We start from the raw sequence: 20909 nt of genomic DNA on the forward strand, positions 1-20909 counted from the left end.
CGCAATGGAACTGAGCTACGCAGATATCAAGGCCGCTGCGGACCGGATCGGGGGCCGGATCCGGCCGGTCGCCCTCGCGGCCGGTGACCGTGCCGACACTGCGGGCGCACCCGCCGATCCCGGCGAGCTGTGGTTCGCGCTGGAGTTCATGCAACACACCGGTTCGTTCAAAGCCCGTGGCGCACTGAACTTCATCCGGTCCCACCGGGATGCCGGGACGCTGCCCGAGGCCGGGGTGACCATCGCTTCCGGCGGCAATGCGGGGCTCGCGTGTGCGTGGGCGGCCGCGGGTCAGGGTGTCACGGCGACGGTATTCCTGCCCGCCACCGCGCCCGCCGTCAAGGTCGACAGGTTGCACGGCTACGGCGCACAGGTGCGGCTGCTCGGCGAGCAGTACGCCGATGCACTCGCCGCCTGCCACGAATTCGCCGCCACCAGCGGCGCGCTCATGTCGCACGCCTACGACAACCCGCTCATCGCGGCCGGTGCGGGCACCCTGATGGCGGAGATCCATCAGCGCCTCCCCCGGCTCGACACCGTCGTCGTGGCCGTCGGCGGTGGCGGCTTGTTCGCCGGGATCGCCACCGCCGCACACCATTACGGCATTCATACGGTGGCGGTGGAACCGGAGCACTGCCGCGCGCTGAACGCGGCGCTGGCCGCGGGCGAACCTGTCGACGTCGAGGTGAACTCCGTCGCCGCCGATTCTCTCGGAGCCCGGCGCGCCACCGAGCTGGCCATCACCGCCGCACAGCGGTCCGGCGCCCGCTCCGTCCTGGTCACCGACGAACAGATCATCGCGACCCGCCGCATTCTCTGGGCCGAGCGGCGGCTCGCCGTCGAGCACGCTGCCGCCACCGCACTCGCCGCACTCACCGATGAGGACATCGAGCCGGGCCGCGGCTACCGGCCGGAGCCGGGCGAACGGGTTTGCATCATCCTGTGCGGCGCCAACACCGACCCGTCGGATCTCCTCCGATAGCCGTAGAAGGCATTGCCCGGCAACGGAATCGGTACCGGATGACCGCTCTCCGGCTCGATCGGCGAGACTAATGGCATGATGACCGACGCGGTGACCCTCGCGCGCCGACTGGTGCTGGAGAAGTTCCCGCAAGCGCGGGCCGCCTGGCTCGGTGGCAGCGTAATCACCGGCATGACCACCCCGGCCTCGGATCTGGACATCACGATTCTGCTCACCGGCTCCCCGGCGCCGTATCGCGAGTCGCTGCGGCACGAGCGGTGGCCCGTCGAACTGTTCGTCCAGACCGAAACCTCACTCATGGCCTGCTGCGGCATGGAGGTCGAGCACCGCAAGCCCACCACGCTGCGCCTCATCGGCGAATCCGAGGTGCTGATCGACTCCGATGGCAGCGGCCACCGGCTACGCGGGCTGTTCCTACGTTTGCTGGATGCCGGGCCGCCGCCCCCGACCGCCGATGAAATACGCTCGGCCCGTTACGGAATCACCGATCTGCTGAACGATCTGACCGCGACGGAGACCGAGGACGAACGCATGATGATCGCCATTACCCTCTGGCAGCGCCTCGCCGAGCTCTTGCTGACCGGTCACGGCCGCTGGATCGGTGGCGGCAAATGGCTACAGCGTGAAATCCGCTCCCTCGACGCGCACACCGGCTCGGCCTACGCCCACCGCCTGCCCGATGCGCTGCGCGCCGTCACGGCCGGCGATAGCGGCCCGATGATCGCGGTGACCGGCGAAATCCTCGATCTGTTCGGCGGCCCACTCTTCGAGGGTTACCGCGCGGTACCCGCCGAAGCGGCCGATGCCGAGCGCTAGGGCGGTAGGCTCGAACCACAAGGAGGATCGCATGGCGCTCGAATCCCTCATGGTCCCGCTGGGTACGCCCGCACCGGACTTCGCGCTGCCCGACCTCGACGGGCAGGTCCATACCCGCGCGGACTACGCGGGTGGAACCGGACTGCTGGTCGTCTTCGCCTGCAACCATTGCCCTTACGTCAAACACATCGAATCGAGACTGGGCGCGGTGACCGGCGCGTTCGCGACATTGCCGACCGTGGCGATCTGCACCAACGACGCCGACGCGTACCCGGCCGACCGGCCGGAGGAATTACGCGGACAAGTCCACCGGGCGGGGTGGACCTTCCCGTACCTCGTCGACCGGTCCCAGGCCGTGGGCCGGGCCTTCCGTGCCGCGTGTACGCCGGACTTCTTCCTCTACGATGCACGGCTCGAACTGGTCTACCGCGGCGCTTTCGACGACTCCACCCCGGGAAATGGAAAACCGGTCACCGGCGCTGCGCTGAGCGCCGCGATCGAGGCGGTACTCGCGGGTGAACCGGCGCCGGAGCCGCAACGGCCGAGTATGGGGTGTTCCATCAAATGGCGCCACGACTGAGCATGGCGATCAGGTACCCACCACCGCGTTCATGATGGTGCCCGCGCTCGTCGCGACCACGCCGCCGAGCATGGCCCCCGCTACCATTTTCGGCGATTGCAACCCGCCTCCCGACCACTTCTCCCAGGCGAATCGGCCGCCCGCGTAGGTGATCGCGGCGATGCCCGAGAGCAGTACGAACCAGGTGAGGTAGCGGACCAGCTGCAGGATCTTGTCGGCAACGGGAGGGGCTTCGGGGGTCGGGTTCCCGACCTGCGCCAGAACTGTGCCATACATGTCATGTGCCGCGGCGAGAATGATGCTCACAGTCGTACCCCTCTTCTGATGTCAGCGAACGGTCGAGAACGCCGTACAAGATCGTACTCGCTTCCTTCCGGAAACATTGGGGTGCAGCGTGATTCAGAAAATCAAGCCAACCGGTCGGAAATGTGCCGACCTGCGAAAACGCATCACATCACCGAAGGAAGCAACCCGTCGGCACACATCTTGAACAAAGCATGCGGTCGACCGTATGCTTACTTCATGACAATGACCAGGCAACGCCGCACCGAAGAGACCGATCCGTACTGCCTGCCCGCCCTCGAAGCGTCCGCCCTCCTCTTCGACGCCCCCTGGCATCGGTTCGGCGTGCTCGGCGACAGCCTGTCCGCGGGCACCGGCGACCCGAGCTCCGGATACGCGAGCCTGGGCTGGCCCGGCCGGGTAGCCGACGTCCTGCGCCGCGTACATCCGGAGCTGGCGTACCTGAATACCGCCGTGAACGGCGCGACGACGCCCGAGGCGATCGAGCACCAACTGGACCGCATCCTCGCCTTCGAACCGGATCTGCTGCACCTGCCCAGCGGCGCGAACGACATCATCCGCCGCGACCCCGATTACGACCGCATCGAACAGACCCTGCGCGGGCTGTACCGACGCGCCGCGGGTACCGGCGCCCAGCTGCTGACCTTCACCCTCGGCAAAGCCTATGCCGTACCGGTCTTTCCGGACTGGCCGGAGCGGGTGCGCACCCTCAACGGCATCACCCGCAGACTTGCCGCCGAACACCGCGCCCTCCTGGTCGAGATGTGGGACCACCCGATCAACGACCGCGACGACCTGCTCAGCGCGGACCGCATCCACTTCTCCGCTGCCGGACAGGCCGTGCTGGCCACGGAGGTCGTGAAACATCTTGCGCACCAGCTGAATCGACGTGTCCCGGCATGAACGAGGAATCGAGTGGCGGCCCGCCGGACGAGCCCACCGACAAGCGCCTGTTACGCGGGGCGCGCACCCGCGGCCTGATCCTGCGGCGGGCCGTCGACGTGGCTTCGCTCGACGGTCTCGACGGCCTCAGCTTCGGTAGGCTCGCCACCGACACCGGACTCAGCAAAGCCGGCGTGCAAACTCTGTTCCGTACCAAGGAAACGCTCCAGCTGGCCGCCATCGACCATGCGCGTGACATGTTCGTCGCGGCGGTCATCGCCCCGGCACGCGGCGAACCCCGTGGCGTTCCCCGGCTGCGCGCCATCGTCGAGCAGTGGATCGCCTATGCCGCGGCACCGCTGTTCGCCGGCGGCTGTTTCCGCGCCGCGACCATGACCGAATTCGACAGCCACCCGGGTCCGATCCGCGATGCCCTGTTGCGCGACCAGCGCGACTGGCGGACGATTCTGGCCAACCAGTTCCGCCATGCGCTCGCGGCGGGCGATATCGAGGACCTGGACCCCGAACTCGCCGCCTTCCAACTCGACGCCGTGCTACTCGCCGCGAATACCGCTCTGCGGCTGGGTGATTCGGATGTCGTGTACCAGGTCCAGCGCACCCTGGACCAACTGCTGCGCCCCGGTGACCGGACGGCTACCGCCGAGATCCGGCTCAGCCCCGGGACACCATGACGATTTCGGTGACCGCGGAGCGAGCCCCCGCTTTGACCTCGATCCGATAGAGGCCCTCGGTGCGGAGCCAGGCCGAGCCCACCAGCAGGCCATCCTTGCGGACCGGGTGCACCTTGGCGATCGCGCGTTTCGTGGCGGCCTCCGAGATCAGGCACTCCACACCGTCGGGGGTGGCGGCACCGGCGATCTCGATCCGAAAGTCCGTTCCGGCCGTGACGGTATCGGACACTCGGAGGCCGACACCGGATTCGTTCGCCGCCGTCGGCACACGCTCGGTATGGGTGGCGGCCGCGCTCGCATGGGTAATGCCCTCGACCCGCGCGGCGAGAGCGCCATGCGTTTGCGGAATCCGCCACGGCCGGGTTTCGGACGGGGTCGCCGCCGCCGGGACCACCGTGCCGTCGCCCTTGCGATCGACGCGCCGCACCTTCCCGTATTCATCGGTATCACAGGTATATTCGCGTTCGAGTGCGACACCGTTGACGAAGACCACCGATTGCGGCGTATCCTGGTGCACCCCCACCAGCGGCCAAAAGTCCGCCACACCGGCGGCGGCTGTCACCTTTTCTCTGCGGGCGAAGGCTTCGGAGGCCAATTCGCCGTCCCCACCGATATTCTCGATATCTCCGATGGTCAGGCGGCGCACCGTCTCCCCCTCGTCCACGCAGTGATACGCGGGTAGTAGGTCGTGGACGCCGGGCATGGTCGACAGCAGAGCGCGGACCCTGGCCTGCGGGGTGGGCAGCCCGGCACCGTCCCCGATCACCGACAGCACCCGCACCGCACCGGAAAAGGGCGTTCCCAGACTCACTACCGCACGCACGATCGCGGCGCCGCCGAGCACCTCGGTGAAGTACCGGGCGACCAGCCCGCCCGCCGAATGCGCCACCAGGATCAGCCGGGCGTCGGGGCCACCCGCGCGGGCGCGCCACTGGGCCAGATGCCGCTCGGCCGTCACCGCCAGGCGCCGGGCATTGTGCTCGATCGAAAGCCGCCAGTCGTAGGGGAATCCGAGCACCGCGTCCGGATGGGTGGCCAGTCGTAGTCGAGCGGTCAGATCCGAATACGGTTCGACACCACGCAGTCCCGGCGCGAAGGCCGGAAAGCGCAACAACCGGGTCGGGGTGATCCGGCCCGCTCGACCGGCTCGCTCGTCCTCGGTCACCCGCAGCGCGTCCAGCGCGGGCCCATCGGTCCAGGCCCGCACGTACCAACGCGGATCGGACCGGCCCCAGACCGTCCGGCCGGATTCGGTGTCGACCAGTTCCGAGCCCATCAACCCGGGGAGCACGATCACCGCGTCGTCGGTCATAGTTCGGTTCGCACCCTCTCGAAGATGATTCGGGTCCGGCTGCCGGTCAGTACGAACGCATCGTCGGTTGCGGTCCAGGTCGGACCGCGGAGCAGGAATTCGGTGAGCCACATGTCCTGATCTTCCAGTTCCGGCGCGCACGCCATCAGCGTCGAGTAAGGAGCTCGTGCATCGAGAACGTCACCGATGATGTCCACGTCGAACATCGTGGTGTTACAGCCGGCGTGCGCCGACAGCCTGCGGGTTTCGGAAACGAACCAGAGCGTAATCCGGGTATAGCGGACCAATGGGCGGGGCATGCCGTCCTCGGTGACGGACGCAGAGATATAGCGCTGGCCCCAAGGGGTGGGTCGGGTCATCGACGGTGAAAACCTTACTCACGATGTTCGATTGCCCGACCATCCTGGTTCGCGCGGATGAGCGCCGGAACCGGCCGGTCCGCTCAATGAACCGATTAGCGTAGATTCTTCTCGATCTCTCTTGCCGCATGTGCCACCAGTCCCGGCAGCGCGGGCGGAAAGCGCGGCGCCAGCGACATACAGGCGATCGCGGCCACTTCGGGCGTCCCCGGCTGTTGAATCGCCGCTGCGGCGCAACAGATTCCACGCACCATCTGGTAGTGGTCCACGGCGATCATGCCGGTGTCCTCGATGCCGGTGCGGACCCGGCGCCACTCACCCGCCGAATAGGTGGGCGGCGGGACCGCGCGGTCCACCCGGCCCGCCAGCAGCACTTGCGCCAACGCGGTCCGGAAGGCGAGGTCGTTATCCGGGGCGGCGCTGAGAAAGACCTCGGCGCCGTTGAATCCGGCCACCATGTGGATCGCCCCCTGGTCGAGGACGCAGACCGCGACGGTCGACTCGGTCAGTGCGGCCAGGATGCGCCCCGGTCGCTGGGCGGCCCGCCGCAGCATCGGCGCGGCCTGCCAGCGCCGCCCGAGTTCGGCCAGCCGCGCGCCGACGAAGTACCGCTGCTGCACCCGGTGCACCGCGCCCAGCGCCACCAGCTGTTCGGCCAGACGGTACGCGGTGGCTTTGGGCAAACCGGTCGCGCGTGCCAGCCGAGACAGTCCGCAACCCTCGGGTGCTTCCGAAATCGCTTGCAGCACTTGAAAGCCCGAATCCAATACGCCGCGACCAGCACCCGGATGGGGATCGGGCGCATTCGACGAAGGATCCACGGACATCGCATTCCCCCCTCCCGCGCCGACTCTCTTCGGCGCACCCGCTCGCGCACGGAGCGACTCAGACAGCTTATCGACTCTCTCGGGTCGGGCGCAGGCCATAGCTGGGAACTCGTCACCGGACGGACCGGTCCAGTACCCGGCAGGTGGCTCCCGACAGTGCGCCCCCGCGCTCGTAGGGTCGGAGCAGGCCATACGACATCCTTGGAGCTGCTGTGGATCCACAACTTGCCGAAGATCTTCGTGACTTCCCCGAGCTACATCGCCGCCACCGGCGAAACCTACGTCACGCCAACGGTGTACGACGGCACACCCGCCCTGCGAGCCGCCTTCAGCAACTGGCGCACCACCGACGCCGACGTGGACCGCGTGTACGCGGCGATCACGGCCGCGCTCGACGCCCTCGACTAGCTCACGGCGGGCACAGCGCTATCGTCAATAGGGCATTGGTGCCGATGATCAGCTGAATATTGCCCGAGAGCCCGGGCAATTCGTTCAGCAGCACGGTGACCGCCCGGTCCTCGGTCGCGACGCTGATCGTGCTGAAACCCTGGATGGAGCCGCTATTGCCCCACGCAGTCCGTCCGCACAGGGTGGAGAAACGGAACAGCCCCAGTCCGGATGCCTCGGAGAAGCCGCCGGTCAGACCGGTGGGGATGGTGTTCTGCATTTGCGCGAGCAGCTCGGGCGGCAGCACGTGCCCGGAGACCAGGGCCAGGTAGAAGCGGTTGAGATCGCGGCCGGTGGAGACCATCGCACCATCGGCCAGCCCCCACCCCGCGTCGACGTCGGTGACATCGACGCGGAGCTCGCCGAACCGGTGATATCCACGCGGGTGCGGACCGTGCAGCACCTCGTCCAGCGGGAATTCCGGCCAGTATGTCTCGGACAGTCCGAGCGGAAGCAGGATCCGCTGTGCCACCGCCACGGCGACCGGCGACCCGGTGACCCGCTCGATCAGCTTGCCCACCAATAGATAATTTGTATTCGAGTATCCGAAGGTTGTGCCGGGAACGAATTCCGATGGGGCGCCGAGGCCGAGCTCGATCAGCTCGTCCGCTGACCGCGAATTCCGCAGCATCGCCACCGATCCCTGGTCGAGCATGGGCAGATAATTCGGAATTCCACTGGTGTGCTGCAAGAGATTTCGCACCGTGATCCGAGCACCGTCACCGCCGGGACCGTGCACCACGCCGGGCAGATACCGTTCCAGCGGCGCGTCCAGGTCGATCCGATTCTCCGCGACCAACTGCAATGCCACCGTCGCGACGAAAGTCTTGGTGATACTCGCGATCCGCACCCGGGAATCATCCGGGAATCGCGCTCCGGTGCCGAGATCGCCTACCCCACTGTCGAATTGGTCGATCTGCCCCGGTGTGGTGTAGACCATCTGGGCCCCTGGCACACCGGAGGACATGACGAGTCGATCCAGCTCCGACTGTAGAAGTGCGATCGGCGCGGCGGGTGCGGCGGCAACGGGCGGCGCGACTGGAGCCACCCAAGTGGCTGTCGCGATTGCCGCCATTGTCCGGAATACAATTCGCCGCATAGATATCTCCTGATTACGGAATTCTCCTGCAACGAATATCGCCGACCGCACCGCGAGCGTTTACCGCCGAGGCATACGGTCACCGCGCGGTGGCCGTTCTCTCAGCAAACTCTCATCCACCTCATTCGAATGTCTCAGAGTCGCCCCGTTGAATCTGTTGCGGCTGCCCCGCCCGGGATCACCTCTCCCGGGCGGTAGGCAGCGCCAAACCCGCCTCGGATCCAGGCTCACCTCGGAGCACCGGAACGAGATCGCGCCGTAGCCCGGCCTGCCGGTGTGGCTCAGCGGTGGACGGGGCGCGAGTCCGCCATCGGAACCGGGCTGGGTTCCACGGGAGCCGATGCCGAGACCGCCGACGGCCGGCGGGTGGCGACCAGGAACAGTGCCACCAACAGCACGCTCAGCCACACATAGGTGTTACCGATGACGTGCTGCCACGGCGTCCACAGTGATTCTCGATGTTCGCCATTGGGTAGCCAGTTCTGCGGCCCGTAGACGAATACGGCGGCCGTCACGGTGGTGACGACGTACCAGCCCACGGCCTCACGCAGCGGCAACCTGGTCGCGTAACCGAACATGGCGAACAGCGCGGGGGCGATCCAGATCCAATGGTGCGACCACGAGATCGGCGAGACGAGCAGGGTGAAGACCGCGTTGACGGCCAGCGCGAGGGGTGGGAAGTCGGCCGCGCGGCGCATCGCCGCGACCACCAGCGCCAGCAGAGCGGCCCCGAGCACCAACCACACAATGGTGAAGGTCGGCTCCGGGACCCGCAGCCGGGCCAGCACGGCCTGGATGGACTGGTTGGTGTGGAAGGCGGATCCGCTCAACCCGTCGACATTGCCGAGACCGCCGAACCAGTACTTCACCGAGGCGCCGGGCAGCACCAGGAAGCTCAGCGCGGTCGCGGCGGCGCCGGTTGCCGCGGCGGTGACCGCGGCCTTGTAGTCCTTACGAACCAGGAAGTAGAGGACGAAGGCGGCGGGCGTCAATTTGATCGCGGCCGCGATGCCGACCAGCATGCCGCGGCGCCATTTCGGCTTCTCGGTCAGGCAGTCGGCCACCACCAGCGCCATCAACAGCAGATTCACCTGGCCGAAATCCAGGGTCGAGCGGGTGGGTTCCAGCAGCATAGCCAGCGGTGCGGCGCAGGCCGTGGCGAATAACGCCAGCCTCCGAGCGCTCTCACCGGGCCACACCCGCCGCGCGACAACGTACAGCGTCAGTGCCAGCGCCGCGGTCGAGGTCACGAAGAACGCGAAGGCGGCGACATCCCACGGCAGCAGCGCGAAGGGTGCGAGTACGAGTGCGGCGAAGGGCGGATAGATGAACGGCAGCCCGATCCCGAGCGTGGTCTGCGGCAGCTGCCCGTACATATCGCCGCCGTGCCGCAGGGTTTCCACCCCGAGCCGGTAGACCTGGAGGTCGATGAAGCCCCCGGTGATCTGCTTACACGGCCAGATCGGCAGGGTCAGCCACACAGCGGCGACAACCACGAGTAGCGCCGGGACAAGCCACATCACACGCCCCGGTCGGCGGTTGGATGACTTCGGCGTTTCGGCGGCGGCGGAACTACTCATCCGCGGCGACTATACCGGTGGACCCGTCCGGGATCGACGGGTGCCGACAGGCACCCACTCCGCTCGTAGTTGCTGACCATTCGCTCTCGGCCTGCGGCTATACGTCTATGCCATCCGCTGACGGCGTGTCGCAGCGGTTTGTCGGTGCCGACCGCCCACTCACCCGGGGCGGGTATCTTTCGTTCGGCACATCGTGGCGGACAGGGAGAACGCGGCATGCTGGACAACGGCCTTCGATTCGGGCCCGGAATGCGCGTTTGATATGTGCGCACCACGAATCGTGCATATCGCCCACGATGCGGCAGCCCGAACCAACCGTCGCGGCCTGTTCGGGGGAGCGGTAGGGCTCGCGGCGCTGGCCACCGTCGCGGTGGCGCCCCCGGCCGCGGCGGTACCCGCGGGCTCCGGCGGGGTCGTCGATCTCACGCACACCCTGACACCGCAACTTCCGGTCTGGCCCGGGAATCCGCCGCCGGCCATGCTCCCGGTGGCCTGGCATGCGGTCGGCGGGTTCGCCCAGCAGGCGCTGGCGTTCTGGGAACACACCGGCACCCACCTCGACGCGCCCGCGCATCGGGTGCCGGGCGGCGCCACCACCGAACTGCTCGCGGTGCGGGATCTCGTCGCCCCGCTGGTCGTCGTCGACATCAGCGCCAAAGCCGACGATGCCGACGCCACGCTGACCATCGCGGATATCGAGAATTGGCAGGCACGTCACGGGCGCATTCCGCCGCGGGCATTCGTCGCCATGTACTCCGGGTGGGAGCGTCGCCTCGCCGACCCCGCCGCCTTCGTCAATCTCGATGCCCAGGGCACCGCACACGCGCCCGGATTCGCTCCGGAGGCCGCCGAATATCTTGTCTCCCGGTGCGATGTGGTCGGCGTCGGAGTGGATACCCTGAGCCTGGATCGGGCCTCGAGCCGGGACTACGGCGCGCACACCGCGATCCTGGGCGCGGGTCGCTACGGCGTCGAAATGCTGGCGAATCTGGCGGCGGTGCCGCCGCGGGGCGCCACCGTGGTGGTCGGCGCACCCAAGCACGCCGGCGGTACCGGCGGACCGTGCCGGGTACTCGCACTCACCTGAATCGCTCCGGGCCACCGATCGAAAGCCGGTGCCGGAAAAGGCCGTTCGGATCCCAGTCCGCCTTGATCTGTCGCAGCCGCGGATAGTTCGCACCGTAGTAGAGATCGTGCCACGGCACGCCCGAGGTATTCCATTGCGGATCGGCCAGATCCGGGTCGGGATAGTTGATGTAGCTGCCGCCGTTGCGATCGTTCGGTACCGGGGCGCCACCGGTATCGGCGTAGACCTCCCCGTACATGCCGCGGGCCCAGGCCAGGTACCGGTCGTCATCGGCGGGCAGCCGCCACGCCGCGTGGATCAGCATCTTCATGAACGCGCCGCGCGCGGGAATCGCGGTCGTCTCGGGCGCGACGGCATTGATCGCGCCGCCGAAGGGCAGGAATTCGAGCTCGGATTCGCCGAGGAAGCGCGGGTCTGTCAGGTAGCGGTAGAAGATCCGCAGCTGTTCCACGGAATATGCCCGTCGCAGATACGCGGACTTCACCTTGACCCGTGGGGTGAGCGGACTCTTGGGGTAGTACACCTGCCGCACCGTGTCCGGATAGGACGCCCGCGTCGCGGGCTGTACCAGCGGCGCGGGCGAGACATCGGCCACGACGGCCGCCACGAATTCGTCGAAAAGCGCCGTGGCATCCGGATTCTCGGCGTCGAGCAGGATGGTCAGCTGAGCGAATCCGGTACCGAGCGTTCGAAAACTCAGTGGGGCATACAGTCCGGCGAAACGATTGCCCGGCGCACTGTGCTGTTCGAAGAAGGCCAGGTAGTTGCCGAGGAAGCGAATGAAGTTCTCTTCGTTCAGCATCGGCACGATCAAACGCGAATGCAGCAGCGCACCAGGAGGTTTCGGCAGAGCATGCCGAGGATCGGTCCCGTCGGATTCCGGCGAACGGAACAGAAAACGCGTCACCACACCGAAATTACCGCCGCCCCCGCCGGTATGGGCCCACCACAGCTCCTGGTGCGGACCGTCCTTCGTCGCGACCACGATCGAGGCGGCACCCGTGGCGTCGACGGTCACCACTTCCACACCGTAGAGGTGATCGACCACCAGCCCCAGCCGACGCGACAGCGGGCCGTAGCCGCCACCGCATACATGCCCACCCGTGCCGACGCCGAGGCAGATGCCCGCCGGAATCGTCACACCCCATTCGCGATACAGCGCGTCGTACACCGTCGCCAACTCGGCTCCGGCGTCGATGGAGAAGGCCCGATACGTGTCATCCCATCGCACCGCGGTCATCCGGCCGAGGTCGATGATCGCCCGGGTCTGCGCATTGTCCACGAAATCCTCGAAGCAGTGCCCGCCCGAGCGCGCCGCCATCCGCAGCCCGTCCGCCGCCGAACGGGCGACCGCGCCGCGCACCTCCTCGCTCGAGGTCGGAACGAAGATCTTCTCCGGTCGCGCGAGAAACCGGCGGTTGTACCCCCGCAACACCAAAGGCAGGTACTCGAGATCAGTCGCGCCGACCAGCCGCGACTCCGCCGCGGCGACACCGGGAATGCCCAGTGCCACCGCCGCACCGCCGGCCGTGGCAATGAACCGGCGACGTGACAGTGACACCGAACTTCACCTCGCAGAACACTTCGGAAATACAAACAGCGCCAACACCGTAGCGATTCGCGAGGCGCGCGGCCACCCAGTCGTGGCGGGCGGTACCGTCCGCCACGACGGTCGCCGATCGGTCAGGACGCTGCGAGCGCTTTGACGTAGCGGTGCGCCGGAACCTCGACGTGGCCCGTCGCGCTCGGGGCATGGTGGGTGAACAACCCTTCGTCGGTCCAGCCATTGCGGCCGTAGAACTTTCGTGCCCTGACATTGCCCGCCACCACGGCCAGCCAGGCCCGGTCGTACCCGTTGGCCAACACCCGCCGCTCGGCCGCCGCCAACAGCACCCCGGCCACCCCGGTCCCGCGATGCGCGTCGGCGACATAGACCTGCTCCACCTCGTCACCGGCCACCATCACGAATCCGGCCACCGCACCCGCGACAACGGCCACGGTCGTCTCGGCTAGACGGTGCGCCGCGCGTTGATCGAAGGACTCACGCGGGCGCACCGCGACCAGTTCGTCGGGCACGTTGCCCAGATGTCCGTCGCGCCAGCCCCGGTACCAGATCCAGGCGATCGCCGCGACGTCCGCGGCCCGCGCGGGCCGCAGTTCCGGCGTACGTTCCACTGCCATCCGTGCAATCTAGGCCGCGTCCCTCGGTCAGCAGTATCGACAGGACCGTTACAGGATCCCGCGGTGCCCGCCGAACCTAGTCGCTGAGGTGTCGTCGTCCGACCAGATCAGTGCGGAAGCCCGTTGGGGTAACAGACGGGACGCCAGAGCGTGCCGCAGAAGAAGTTGTTCAGATCGGCCGAACCGCTGGCAATCCCGCTGTTGCCGATCGCCTGCGTCTCGATCGCCTGCTTCTCGATCGGCCGAAGCTCGATCGCCTGGGGTTCGATTGGTGCCTGAGCCTGTGCGGGAGCGACGGACATCAGCACCGCACCGGCCAGCAGCGCACCCGCGACTAGGGAGCGATTGACTCGAATCATTTCAAACCGATCTTCTCGAGTTGGATCCGGTCACGGATGTGACCTCGATGACTGCATCGAGCACCCGACTCCGTCCGTTACGAATCCGAAATCCCTGCGCCACAATCGAACTAGTGCCGTGCGAGGCTCGGTCGACCCCGACAATCAACCCGGCACCCCAGGACCACGGGGGGTACAGCTTCCTGGACGCGGCACCAGCAACCGGGCGGCACCTGGGCCGCCCCGTACCGCGTCGGCTGTTATCGTCGAAAGGGCCATCAGCGCCGGTGGAGGGACCGCGCTGCACCCGCGCACCCGAGGAACCCTCTTGAAGTATGTGCCCCGCCTGATCATGTTCCTGGCGATCCCCGCTGTGCTGTTCCTGCTGCCCTGGTGGACCCTGATCGCGGCTCCCACAGACGGTGCGGGCCCATTGTTCCAGCTCGGTTCCGTGGTCTTCCTGCTCGGCTATCTGTGCCTGCCCGCGTCGATGTTCCTCGGGCACGGCCCGCGCCAGTCGGATGCCGCGTCCATCGTCGGCGACACCCTGCTCGGCGTCATGTGGGTGGTGTTCAGCTGGTCGCTGATCGGCACCGTCGCCGGACTCGGGCTCGCTCTCGCGGGCGTCGATAACCGTGCCGCGATCGTGGCGGCGAGTGTGCTCGCGATATCGGCCGCGCTGGTGGCCTGGGGGATCTTCGAGGCACGCCGGGTGCCCCGGGTTCGCACCGTCGACGTGGCGATCCGCGGACTCGGCCCCGGCCTGGACGGCCTCCGCGTGGTCGTCATCACCGACACCCACTTCGCCGCGCTCGACCGGCTGCGCTGGTCGGAACGAGTGGTCGACGTCGTCAATGCCCAGCATCCCGATATCGCCTGCCACGCGGGTGATCTCGCCGATGGCTCGGTGGCGAAACGGCACCCCCAGGTCGATCCGCTCGGCAAGATCGAGGCCCCGCTCGGCCGGTACTACATCACCGGCAACCACGAGTACTTCGGCGACGCCCAGGGCTGGATCGACCATATGACCTCGATCGGCTGGCAACCGCTGCGCAACCAGCACGAAACGGTCAGCCGAGGCGGCGACCAGCTGGTGATCGCGGGCATCGACGACCCCACCGGCGTCGGCCTCCCAGGCCACGGCCCGGACCTGAAAACCGCTCTCGCGGGCGCTGATCCGCATACCCCGGTGGTCCTACTCGCCCACCAGCCCAAGCAGATCGCCGACACCGCCGCCGCGGGTATCGCCCTGCAAATCTCCGGCCACACCCACGGCGGCCAGATCTGGCCGTTCCACTACCTCGTCCGCCTCGACCAACCGGTGGTCGCGGGCCTCAGCCGCCACACCGACAACACCCAGCTCTACACCAGCCGCGGCACCGGCTTCTGGGGCCCGCAACTGCGCGTCTTCGCCCCCAGCGAAATCACCGTCCTGATCCTGCACCCGGAGCGGGCCGAGAGCTGAACAGCCCGGCACCGGGTTCGGTACTCACCGCCTAAATCTCCGGCAGCGGTGGCGATTTCGGGAAGGTGACCGGTAGGGCCGTCAAAGCTCGGTGGAACGGGCCCGGACGCCAGGTCAGCTCAGCGGGCGATACCGCGAGTCGTAGCTCGGGCAGGGCGTCGAGGAGTTGATCGATGGCTTCCTGGGCGATCAGATACGCCATCGAACTCGCCGGGCAGGCATGCGGTCCAGCGCCGAACGCGAGGTGAGATCGATTGCCCGCGTATTGATCCGCCTTGATCCGGGGGTCGTTGTTGCAGGCGGCCATGCTGATGACGACGGGTTGATGCGCGGGCAACCACACATCGTCGATCAGAATCGGCTGGCGCGGAAAGCTGATACAGAAGTTCGCCATCGGCGGATCGTTGAACAAGACTTCGTCGAGCGCGTCGCGGGTGGACAGACTCCCGCCGAGGACGCTTCCGCCGAACCGCTCCTCGGTGAGGATCAACAGCAGAGTGTTGACGATCAAATTCTGTTGTGGCTCAATGCCCGCGCCGAACAGCGTGCCCAACTGGTGCACCATTTCGATGTCGCTCAACCCCGTGGGATGTTGCACCATCCGCGTGGTGACATCGCCGCCGGGCTCGGCGCGCTTCAACTGGGTCAGCTCCAGCATGGCGCCGACGAGCATCTTGTTCCCCTCATCGGCGTCGACGCCCTCGAATATCGCGGCCATCCCCTTCGCGGCCCGCGCCGCGATCTCGGCCGGCGAGCCGAGCAGGGCGTTGAGCACCGCGAAGGCGAGCGGAAATGCGTACTGGCGCACCAGATCCGCGGATCCGGTCGTGCAGAAGGAATTGATGAGCGGGACCGCCAGCGTCGCCACCGTGTCATGCAAGCCGTACTGATCGACCTTGTCCAGAGCCGCCGTATTCGTCTTCCGATACCTGGCATGGTCATCGCCCGCGTTGCGCAACGCGTTCGGCCGCCACTGCATCATCGGCAGCACCGGACAGTCCGCGGGGATATCCTGCTGCCACGTGCGCGGATCGGCCGGAAAATGGTCCGGGTCATTGAAGATCCGCACCGCGGTGTAATAGCCGATCACCAGGGTCGCGGGCACACCGGGGGCCAAGTCGACCGGCACCAAAGACCCATAGCGCCGGCGCATTTCGCGATAGACCCGGTGCGGATCCGCCGCGAACTCCGGCGAATACAGCGGTACCCGTGGGCCATCGGAATCAATGGGCGAATCGAGCGCGGACATGCCGTGCGCTGCGGACGAGGACATCGTCATCGGAGATACTCCAGGTGATCGAACAACAAGCTCCGTGAGCCTAAGCAGTCTGCGGCTGGTGCGTACCGGAAACGATTCACAAGCACTTCACTTCGACCTCAGTAGTTCCTGATCGCGGGGTGAGGCGTCGCCCCGGACCGCTTCGATGCGACGCTCGATGGATCTGATCGACGAAGAAAGCCGGTTCGAGTCCGTATCGAAGGCGAAACCCGCTCGCGCCCAGGCATAGCCGCCGTCCTTCATGGCCCGGACCTCGATTCGATGGACGTTGTTGCGGCGATAGATGCCCCGCACCGCCGCCACGCGCACAGGCTACTTGCTACCGCCGCCACCGCCGCCCTCGATTCCCCAGGGCTGGGAAGGGCATCCGGCCGGATGTTTGCCGATCAGCGGGCCGGGCCGCAGACCAGACTTGATGACCGGTCGGTTTGCAATCGGGCGAGTCACTGATACGGGGCTTTGCGCGCGAGTAATCTCTGGATCGCCGATCGATGCTGTGGAGTGCGGACGCCGTCGTCGAACAGAGAGCCCATGGTCACCCATCGCGGGAACCCGATTGTCGTAGTCGTTGCTTGTGCCGTGTCCATCACGCTGTTGATCGCGGCATGTACCTCCGATCGGTCCGGGATATCGGGCGACCACGATGCCTCCCCGGTCGCGTACCGGGAGCCGGTCGAGTTGACGAGCGAGGACGGCGTTCTCGAGGTGCGATTGTCGGCGCATCAGGGCGCCGTCACCCTCGATACGGTGTCGTCGCCGGTCTCGAACTTCCTGGTCTTCGGGTACGAGCTCATCAGGGGCACCGCCTCGGACGGCTCGACCGAAGGCGACAACACCTACCCGGCCCCGACGTTGCGTGTCGATCCGGGCGAACGCCTGATCGTGCACCTCGACAACGATCTGCGGGACCTGACGATCAGGGACTATTACGACCCCGCATTCACGCCCGCGGGTGCGGATGTGCCGATCTACCCGCCGTCTCTCACATCGTCGCCGATCAACCTGCACACCCACGGGCTGCACGTCAGCCCCAATGGCAACGCCGACAATGTCCTGCTCGATATCCCGGCGGGTAAGGGCAACGTCTTCGACTATGCGGTGCCGAAGAGCATGCCGCACGGCCTGTACTGGTACCACAGCCACCGACATACGGTCACCGCTCAACAGACCTACAAGGGCCTGGCCGGACTACTGGAAGTCGGTCGGCCCGACGGCAATCTGCCGCTGGTGACGCGTAACAACATTCCGATCCGCACCATGGCGTTGCAGTACAACTTCGTCTTCGACCGCAAGGGCGGCGCTGCCCGATTGAACGACCCGAACTGGCCGCAGTACGTGAGCACACTCGAGCCCCCGGAGGGGTCACAGCTCGCCGACGGCACGTACCGGCCGAGTCTGGCACCGGTGAACTTCGCCGAGACGACCATGGGTTCTCGATACATCACCAACTGGTACAGCGGGCCGCTGTCACCGGCCAACCACCGTGGGCAGAACCAGTTCGTGCCCGGCAACCTGCAAAGCTTCACCAGCGATCCGGCGGTCCAGCCGCCCATCTCCATCCCCGCGGATCCGGCGCTGCCGGACAACCAGCGCGACGTGCAGTTCACGATCAACGGCCAGTTCCAGCCCCTGTTGAAGCTGAAGCCGGGTCAAACCGAGATCTGGATCCTGGCGAATATCAGCGACTTCGCCTACTTTCCGGTCCGGTTGACCGAGACGGGGACGGGCAACCATCCGAAGTTCGCGATCCTCGGCCAGGACGGCGTCCCCTTCTCCGAGGTGCGTCTACCGGTCGACGGCGACGGCACCCGACTCCTAATCCCGCCCGGATCGCGATACGCGATCGCGGTGACGATGCCGAAGACCGGCGATCTCGTCCTCGAGATGCCGCCGCTGCCGGGAGCGAAGCCGATCACGAATCCCGGTGTGCTGTACACGAACAACGGCACCGACAACCCTCCCGCCGTACTGGGCACGGCGAGCGTCGACCCCGCTACCATCAGCTATGAGGACGGCTTCTTCACCTTCCCCACCCAGAAGCTCATCCAGGTGCTGCCCGACAGCGGCGAGGGACAGACCACGCCATTCGTACCCGGCCAGCAGCTCGGCGCCTATACATCCTTCGAGGACACCTCGGCCACGACACCCGCGGTGAAGCGCACGCTCACGGTCACGGGCGGTTTCGGCAACGAGAAGGCCAGCAAAAACGACCCCAAAGCCTTCACCTACCAGTTCGACGACAACACCTTCCCGAATATCCCACTGCTCCAGCCGCGACTCGGCTCGGTCGAGGAGTGGTTGATCACGAATCTCAACAACGACGAGCACCCGATGCACATCCACGTGAACGAGATGCAGGTGATGGAGATCGTGGATCCGGTGGCGAATACCAGGACCGGCGTGCAGATGTGGGGGCAGGACAACGTCAACGTCCCGGCTCCCGTCACCGACGAGAACGAGAACCCGCTGGTACCCGCCTCGGTGACATTGCGCATGAGGTTCACCGATTACACCGGTACCTTCGTGGTCCATTGCCATCGCCTCAATCACGAGGACAACGGCCTGATGGCCCTCGTCGATGTCATCCCCGCGGTGTCGACCTATGCCGCGGCGATTCCGGGTTCGCCGGGCACGCCCGCGACCGTCCGGGTCTACGACGGCGACGGCGACAGGCCGGTCGCGACGGTTACGCCGTTCCCGTCGTTCGAGGGCGCACCGACGGTTGCCATGGCCGATGTGAACGGCGACGGAGTGCTCGACCTGGTGGCCGGTACCGGTGCGGGGGTGAGCCCGCAGGTCGCCGCGTACGACGGCGCGGGCAGCGCACCCTTCAGCACCGAACTCGGCCGGTTCGCGCCGTTCGCGGCCGACTTCCGCGGCGGCGTCGACGTCGCGGGCGCCGATATCGATGGTAATGCGTTGGCCGACAACATCATCGTGGGCTCGGGTCCCGGCATCGAATCGCAGGTGAAGGTGTTCTCCTCGACCCTGCCCACCGAGCCGGGTACGGCACCCGAGTTGTTCTCGAGCTTCACGCCGTATCCCGGATCGACGACCGGGGTCACAGTCGCCACCGGAATGGTCGATACCGCTTCGGGTCGGGCGAGCATTGTGACCGCGCCGGGACCCGGCGCGGCCCCACGGGTGAAGAGCTTCCACTACGACCTGTACGCGCCGACGGCGGCGGCGAAGAGCACGACCGACACGCACGGCGGTCATCCCCACCAGCCGATCATGACCTCGGAGTTCCTCGCCTTCGACGAGAGCTACCGGGGCGGTGTTTCGCTCTCGACCGGATGGGTGGCGGGCGCCGAGGGCGGCGCGAAGAGCATCATCACCGGCATGCTCGGCGGCGACGGTGCGGTGCGCGTCTGGTCGAGCGGGTCGCGGCTCGACGGTCAGCCCGCGATATACACCGAGAGCCCGAACCACCATTCGGGCTCGGTCTCCTTCCGCGAGATCACGTCGTTCGTCCCCTTCGCCGACGGTGCGGGCGGCACCGGTGTACGGGTGGGGACCACGAGCACCACTTCCGGCGCGGATCTGATCGTCAGCGGATCGGCGGCCGATGGCACCGAGATCCGCAAGTACCGACTGGGCCGAGCCGATCCACAGGCCACCACCGTAATACCGACGCTGTCGAGCACGGTTCGCATACTTCCGGCACGGACCGGGCCGGTAACGCTCGCAGGCCGGTAGCGGTCAGGGCAGAGTCCAGAATGTCCTGGTCACGAGATAGAAGATGACAACCCAGGCCAGGTTGAGCGCGGCGACGATGGCGATGCCCTCGAGGTTCGTCCGCACGGCCGGTGCCTCCGGGGGCGGACGCAGCCACCGCCGCAGCAGCCGGTTCACGTAGTAGGGCATCGTGAAGAAACTCATCGTGAAACTGGACAGCAGATTGCCGATGAGCATCCCCAGCCAGAGCGGCATCTTCAAGGGGGAAAGGGCGAGGGTGAGCAGTACGACCGTCGGGTAGAGGCCGACCCAGACCGCGATTGCCGTCTTGGTATCCGACGGCGGGGAAACCTCGTGGCCCTTCTCGTCGAAGGCGAACCAGCTGCCGAACGAGTTGTCGATCGTGCGCAACTCGAAATCGCTGAACTTTTCGCCCTCGGCGAGCAGTTCCCGGCGTCTGTCCGAGGTGAGCCAGGTGGCCAGGTTCGCGGCGGTGTCGAAACGATAGAGCGCGGTCCACTCGTCCTGAACGCCCTCGATGGGACGGAAGAGTTCGGTGCCGCGAAAGCCCGCGAAGGCGGCTTCCTCCCGGCTCAGGCGAGCCTGCCATTCGAGGAAGTCGTCGACGCTGTCGGGATTCACGCGGTGCGTGACGACGACCGTGACGAGCGGATTCGCGGCTCGGGTGCCGCCGGTGATGACCTGCTGGGTGGCGGGGCCGTCGAAATATTGCCTGCCCTTTTCGAGCAGATCCTGGCGGGCCGAGCTGTTGAGCCAGTCCTGGAGGTGTGCGACGGAGTCGAAGCGATAGACCACGACCCAATCGGGCTGTACCGCTGTGGGGGCGGCGATCTCGGCGCCGAGGAATCCGGGATAGCCCGACGCCACGGTATTCAAATGCTCCTGCCACTCCCGGAATGCCTGACCGGAACCAGCGAGGACCTTCTGGCCGATGATGACCGTCGCGGCATTGTCGATGACATTCTCGGCGTCCATCACCGC

At 66.9% G+C, this 20909-nt stretch carries 21 protein-coding genes; 9 read left to right on the plus strand and 12 right to left on the minus strand.

What is annotated here, in order from left to right; translation table 11 throughout:
• Positions 1-4: 4 nt before the first annotated feature.
• From AB0H61_RS21710 to AB0H61_RS21720, 3 genes are all read left to right on the plus strand, one after another.
• Positions 5-982 carry a serine/threonine dehydratase gene (locus tag AB0H61_RS21710; RefSeq protein ID WP_357307219.1) on the plus strand — a complete coding sequence of 326 codons (978 nt, stop codon included), beginning with the start codon at positions 5-7 and terminating at the stop codon, positions 980-982.
• Between the two features lie 75 nt (positions 983-1057).
• Positions 1058-1798: a nucleotidyltransferase domain-containing protein gene (locus tag AB0H61_RS21715; protein WP_357307221.1), complete on the plus strand. Its 741-nt coding sequence runs from the start codon at positions 1058-1060 to the stop codon at positions 1796-1798.
• A gap of 31 nt (positions 1799-1829) precedes the next feature.
• The gene (locus AB0H61_RS21720; protein WP_357307223.1) at positions 1830-2378 is read left to right on the plus strand and encodes a thioredoxin family protein; all 549 of its coding nucleotides are present in this window, start codon (positions 1830-1832) and stop codon (positions 2376-2378) included.
• Positions 2379-2387: 9 nt separating this feature from the next.
• On the opposite strand, the gene AB0H61_RS21725 is transcribed toward AB0H61_RS21720, so the two are convergent.
• Positions 2388-2684, minus strand: coding sequence for a hypothetical protein (locus AB0H61_RS21725; protein ID WP_357307225.1), 297 nt, complete (start codon positions 2682-2684; stop codon positions 2388-2390).
• Positions 2685-2900: 216 nt separating this feature from the next.
• On the opposite strand from AB0H61_RS21725, the gene AB0H61_RS21730 reads away from it, so the two are divergent.
• Both AB0H61_RS21730 and AB0H61_RS21735 read left to right on the plus strand, forming a co-directional pair.
• Positions 2901-3584: an SGNH/GDSL hydrolase family protein gene (locus AB0H61_RS21730; protein WP_357307227.1), complete on the plus strand. Its 684-nt coding sequence runs from the start codon at positions 2901-2903 to the stop codon at positions 3582-3584.
• Positions 3581-4255, plus strand: a complete 675-nt coding sequence (locus AB0H61_RS21735) for a TetR/AcrR family transcriptional regulator (protein ID WP_357307229.1) — start codon at positions 3581-3583, stop codon at positions 4253-4255. The genes AB0H61_RS21730 and AB0H61_RS21735 overlap by 4 nt, the downstream gene beginning before the upstream one ends.
• On the opposite strand, the gene AB0H61_RS21740 is transcribed toward AB0H61_RS21735, so the two are convergent.
• From AB0H61_RS21740 to AB0H61_RS21750, 3 genes are all read right to left on the minus strand, one after another.
• Positions 4236-5567, minus strand: a complete 1332-nt coding sequence (locus AB0H61_RS21740) for a hypothetical protein (RefSeq protein WP_357307231.1) — start codon at positions 5565-5567, stop codon at positions 4236-4238. The two genes, AB0H61_RS21735 and AB0H61_RS21740, sit on opposite strands and share 20 nt — an antisense overlap.
• Entirely contained in the window at positions 5564-5926 is a 363-nt protein-coding gene (locus tag AB0H61_RS21745) for an META domain-containing protein (RefSeq protein ID WP_357307233.1), read from the minus strand. The genes AB0H61_RS21740 and AB0H61_RS21745 overlap by 4 nt, the downstream gene beginning before the upstream one ends.
• A 95-nt stretch (positions 5927-6021) precedes the next feature.
• Entirely contained in the window at positions 6022-6753 is a 732-nt protein-coding gene (locus AB0H61_RS21750; protein WP_357307235.1) for a helix-turn-helix domain-containing protein, read from the minus strand.
• 201 nt (positions 6754-6954) lie between these two features.
• Here AB0H61_RS21750 and AB0H61_RS21755 point away from each other — a divergent pair, with 201 nt between their 5' ends.
• Complete coding sequence (locus tag AB0H61_RS21755) at positions 6955-7161, plus strand: hypothetical protein (protein ID WP_357307237.1); 207 nt, start codon at positions 6955-6957, stop codon at positions 7159-7161.
• 1 nt (position 7162) lies between these two features.
• On the opposite strand, the gene AB0H61_RS21760 is transcribed toward AB0H61_RS21755, so the two are convergent.
• Together AB0H61_RS21760 and AB0H61_RS21765 are read right to left on the minus strand one after the other, a co-directional pair.
• Positions 7163-8248 (minus strand): serine hydrolase domain-containing protein, encoded by a 1086-nt coding sequence (locus AB0H61_RS21760; protein ID WP_357307239.1) that lies wholly within the window; start codon positions 8246-8248, stop codon positions 7163-7165.
• Between the two features lie 332 nt (positions 8249-8580).
• Entirely contained in the window at positions 8581-9879 is a 1299-nt protein-coding gene (locus AB0H61_RS21765) for a glycosyltransferase 87 family protein (RefSeq protein ID WP_357307241.1), read from the minus strand.
• 262 nt (positions 9880-10141) lie between these two features.
• Between AB0H61_RS21765 and AB0H61_RS21770 the strand changes: the two genes are divergently transcribed.
• Complete coding sequence (locus AB0H61_RS21770) at positions 10142-10966, plus strand: cyclase family protein (protein ID WP_357307243.1); 825 nt, start codon at positions 10142-10144, stop codon at positions 10964-10966.
• On the opposite strand, the gene AB0H61_RS21775 is transcribed toward AB0H61_RS21770, so the two are convergent.
• From AB0H61_RS21775 to AB0H61_RS21785, 3 genes are all read right to left on the minus strand, one after another.
• The gene (locus AB0H61_RS21775; RefSeq protein ID WP_357307245.1) at positions 10959-12527 is read right to left on the minus strand and encodes a BBE domain-containing protein; all 1569 of its coding nucleotides are present in this window, start codon (positions 12525-12527) and stop codon (positions 10959-10961) included. The genes AB0H61_RS21770 and AB0H61_RS21775 overlap by 8 nt on opposite strands.
• A gap of 122 nt (positions 12528-12649) precedes the next feature.
• A complete protein-coding gene (locus AB0H61_RS21780) occupies positions 12650-13147 on the minus strand; it encodes a GNAT family N-acetyltransferase (RefSeq protein ID WP_357307247.1) in 498 nt (165 codons plus the stop codon).
• 107 nt (positions 13148-13254) lie between these two features.
• Positions 13255-13449 (minus strand): hypothetical protein, encoded by a 195-nt coding sequence (locus AB0H61_RS21785; RefSeq protein WP_357307249.1) that lies wholly within the window; start codon positions 13447-13449, stop codon positions 13255-13257.
• A gap of 373 nt (positions 13450-13822) precedes the next feature.
• Here AB0H61_RS21785 and AB0H61_RS21790 point away from each other — a divergent pair, with 373 nt between their 5' ends.
• Positions 13823-14950, plus strand: coding sequence for a metallophosphoesterase (locus AB0H61_RS21790; protein WP_357307303.1), 1128 nt, complete (start codon positions 13823-13825; stop codon positions 14948-14950).
• A gap of 31 nt (positions 14951-14981) precedes the next feature.
• On the opposite strand, the gene AB0H61_RS21795 is transcribed toward AB0H61_RS21790, so the two are convergent.
• Both AB0H61_RS21795 and AB0H61_RS21800 read right to left on the minus strand, forming a co-directional pair.
• The gene (locus AB0H61_RS21795) at positions 14982-16229 is read right to left on the minus strand and encodes a cytochrome P450 (RefSeq protein ID WP_357307251.1); all 1248 of its coding nucleotides are present in this window, start codon (positions 16227-16229) and stop codon (positions 14982-14984) included.
• Positions 16230-16316: 87 nt separating this feature from the next.
• Entirely contained in the window at positions 16317-16532 is a 216-nt protein-coding gene (locus AB0H61_RS21800; RefSeq protein ID WP_357307253.1) for a hypothetical protein, read from the minus strand.
• A gap of 228 nt (positions 16533-16760) precedes the next feature.
• Between AB0H61_RS21800 and AB0H61_RS21805 the strand changes: the two genes are divergently transcribed.
• The gene (locus AB0H61_RS21805) at positions 16761-19928 is read left to right on the plus strand and encodes a multicopper oxidase domain-containing protein (RefSeq protein ID WP_357307255.1); all 3168 of its coding nucleotides are present in this window, start codon (positions 16761-16763) and stop codon (positions 19926-19928) included.
• A 3-nt stretch (positions 19929-19931) separates the two neighbouring features.
• Here AB0H61_RS21805 and AB0H61_RS21810 read toward each other — a convergent pair whose 3' ends face one another.
• Entirely contained in the window at positions 19932-20903 is a 972-nt protein-coding gene (locus tag AB0H61_RS21810) for an antibiotic biosynthesis monooxygenase (RefSeq protein WP_357307257.1), read from the minus strand.
• Between the last annotated feature and the right edge of the window lie 6 nt (positions 20904-20909).

It is taken from the genome of Nocardia sp. NPDC050710, assembly GCF_040654375.1.
In the GTDB taxonomy this organism is placed as follows: domain Bacteria; phylum Actinomycetota; class Actinomycetes; order Mycobacteriales; family Mycobacteriaceae; genus Nocardia.

Bases quoted from the DNA above. Each gene is read 5' to 3' on its own strand.
- AB0H61_RS21710 (WP_357307219.1), top strand. From the start codon at position 5: ATGGAACTGAGCTACGCAGATATCAAGGCCGCTGCGGACCGGATCGGG.
- AB0H61_RS21735 (WP_357307229.1), top strand. From the start codon at position 3,581: ATGAACGAGGAATCGAGTGGCGGCCCGCCGGACGAGCCCACCGACAAG.
- AB0H61_RS21765 (WP_357307241.1), bottom strand. From the start codon at position 9,879: ATGAGTAGTTCCGCCGCCGCCGAAACGCCGAAGTCATCCAACCGCCGA.
- AB0H61_RS21780 (WP_357307247.1), bottom strand. From the start codon at position 13,147: ATGGCAGTGGAACGTACGCCGGAACTGCGGCCCGCGCGGGCCGCGGAC.
- AB0H61_RS21805 (WP_357307255.1), top strand. From the start codon at position 16,761: ATGGTCACCCATCGCGGGAACCCGATTGTCGTAGTCGTTGCTTGTGCC.
- AB0H61_RS21750 (WP_357307235.1), bottom strand. From the start codon at position 6,753: ATGTCCGTGGATCCTTCGTCGAATGCGCCCGATCCCCATCCGGGTGCT.
- AB0H61_RS21715 (WP_357307221.1), top strand. From the start codon at position 1,058: ATGATGACCGACGCGGTGACCCTCGCGCGCCGACTGGTGCTGGAGAAG.
- AB0H61_RS21770 (WP_357307243.1), top strand. From the start codon at position 10,142: ATGTGCGCACCACGAATCGTGCATATCGCCCACGATGCGGCAGCCCGA.
- AB0H61_RS21810 (WP_357307257.1), bottom strand. From the start codon at position 20,903: ATGGACGCCGAGAATGTCATCGACAATGCCGCGACGGTCATCATCGGC.
- AB0H61_RS21720 (WP_357307223.1), top strand. From the start codon at position 1,830: ATGGCGCTCGAATCCCTCATGGTCCCGCTGGGTACGCCCGCACCGGAC.
- AB0H61_RS21730 (WP_357307227.1), top strand. From the start codon at position 2,901: ATGACAATGACCAGGCAACGCCGCACCGAAGAGACCGATCCGTACTGC.
- AB0H61_RS21785 (WP_357307249.1), bottom strand. From the start codon at position 13,449: ATGTCCGTCGCTCCCGCACAGGCTCAGGCACCAATCGAACCCCAGGCG.
- AB0H61_RS21740 (WP_357307231.1), bottom strand. From the start codon at position 5,567: ATGACCGACGACGCGGTGATCGTGCTCCCCGGGTTGATGGGCTCGGAA.
- AB0H61_RS21745 (WP_357307233.1), bottom strand. From the start codon at position 5,926: ATGACCCGACCCACCCCTTGGGGCCAGCGCTATATCTCTGCGTCCGTC.
- AB0H61_RS21795 (WP_357307251.1), bottom strand. From the start codon at position 16,229: ATGACGATGTCCTCGTCCGCAGCGCACGGCATGTCCGCGCTCGATTCG.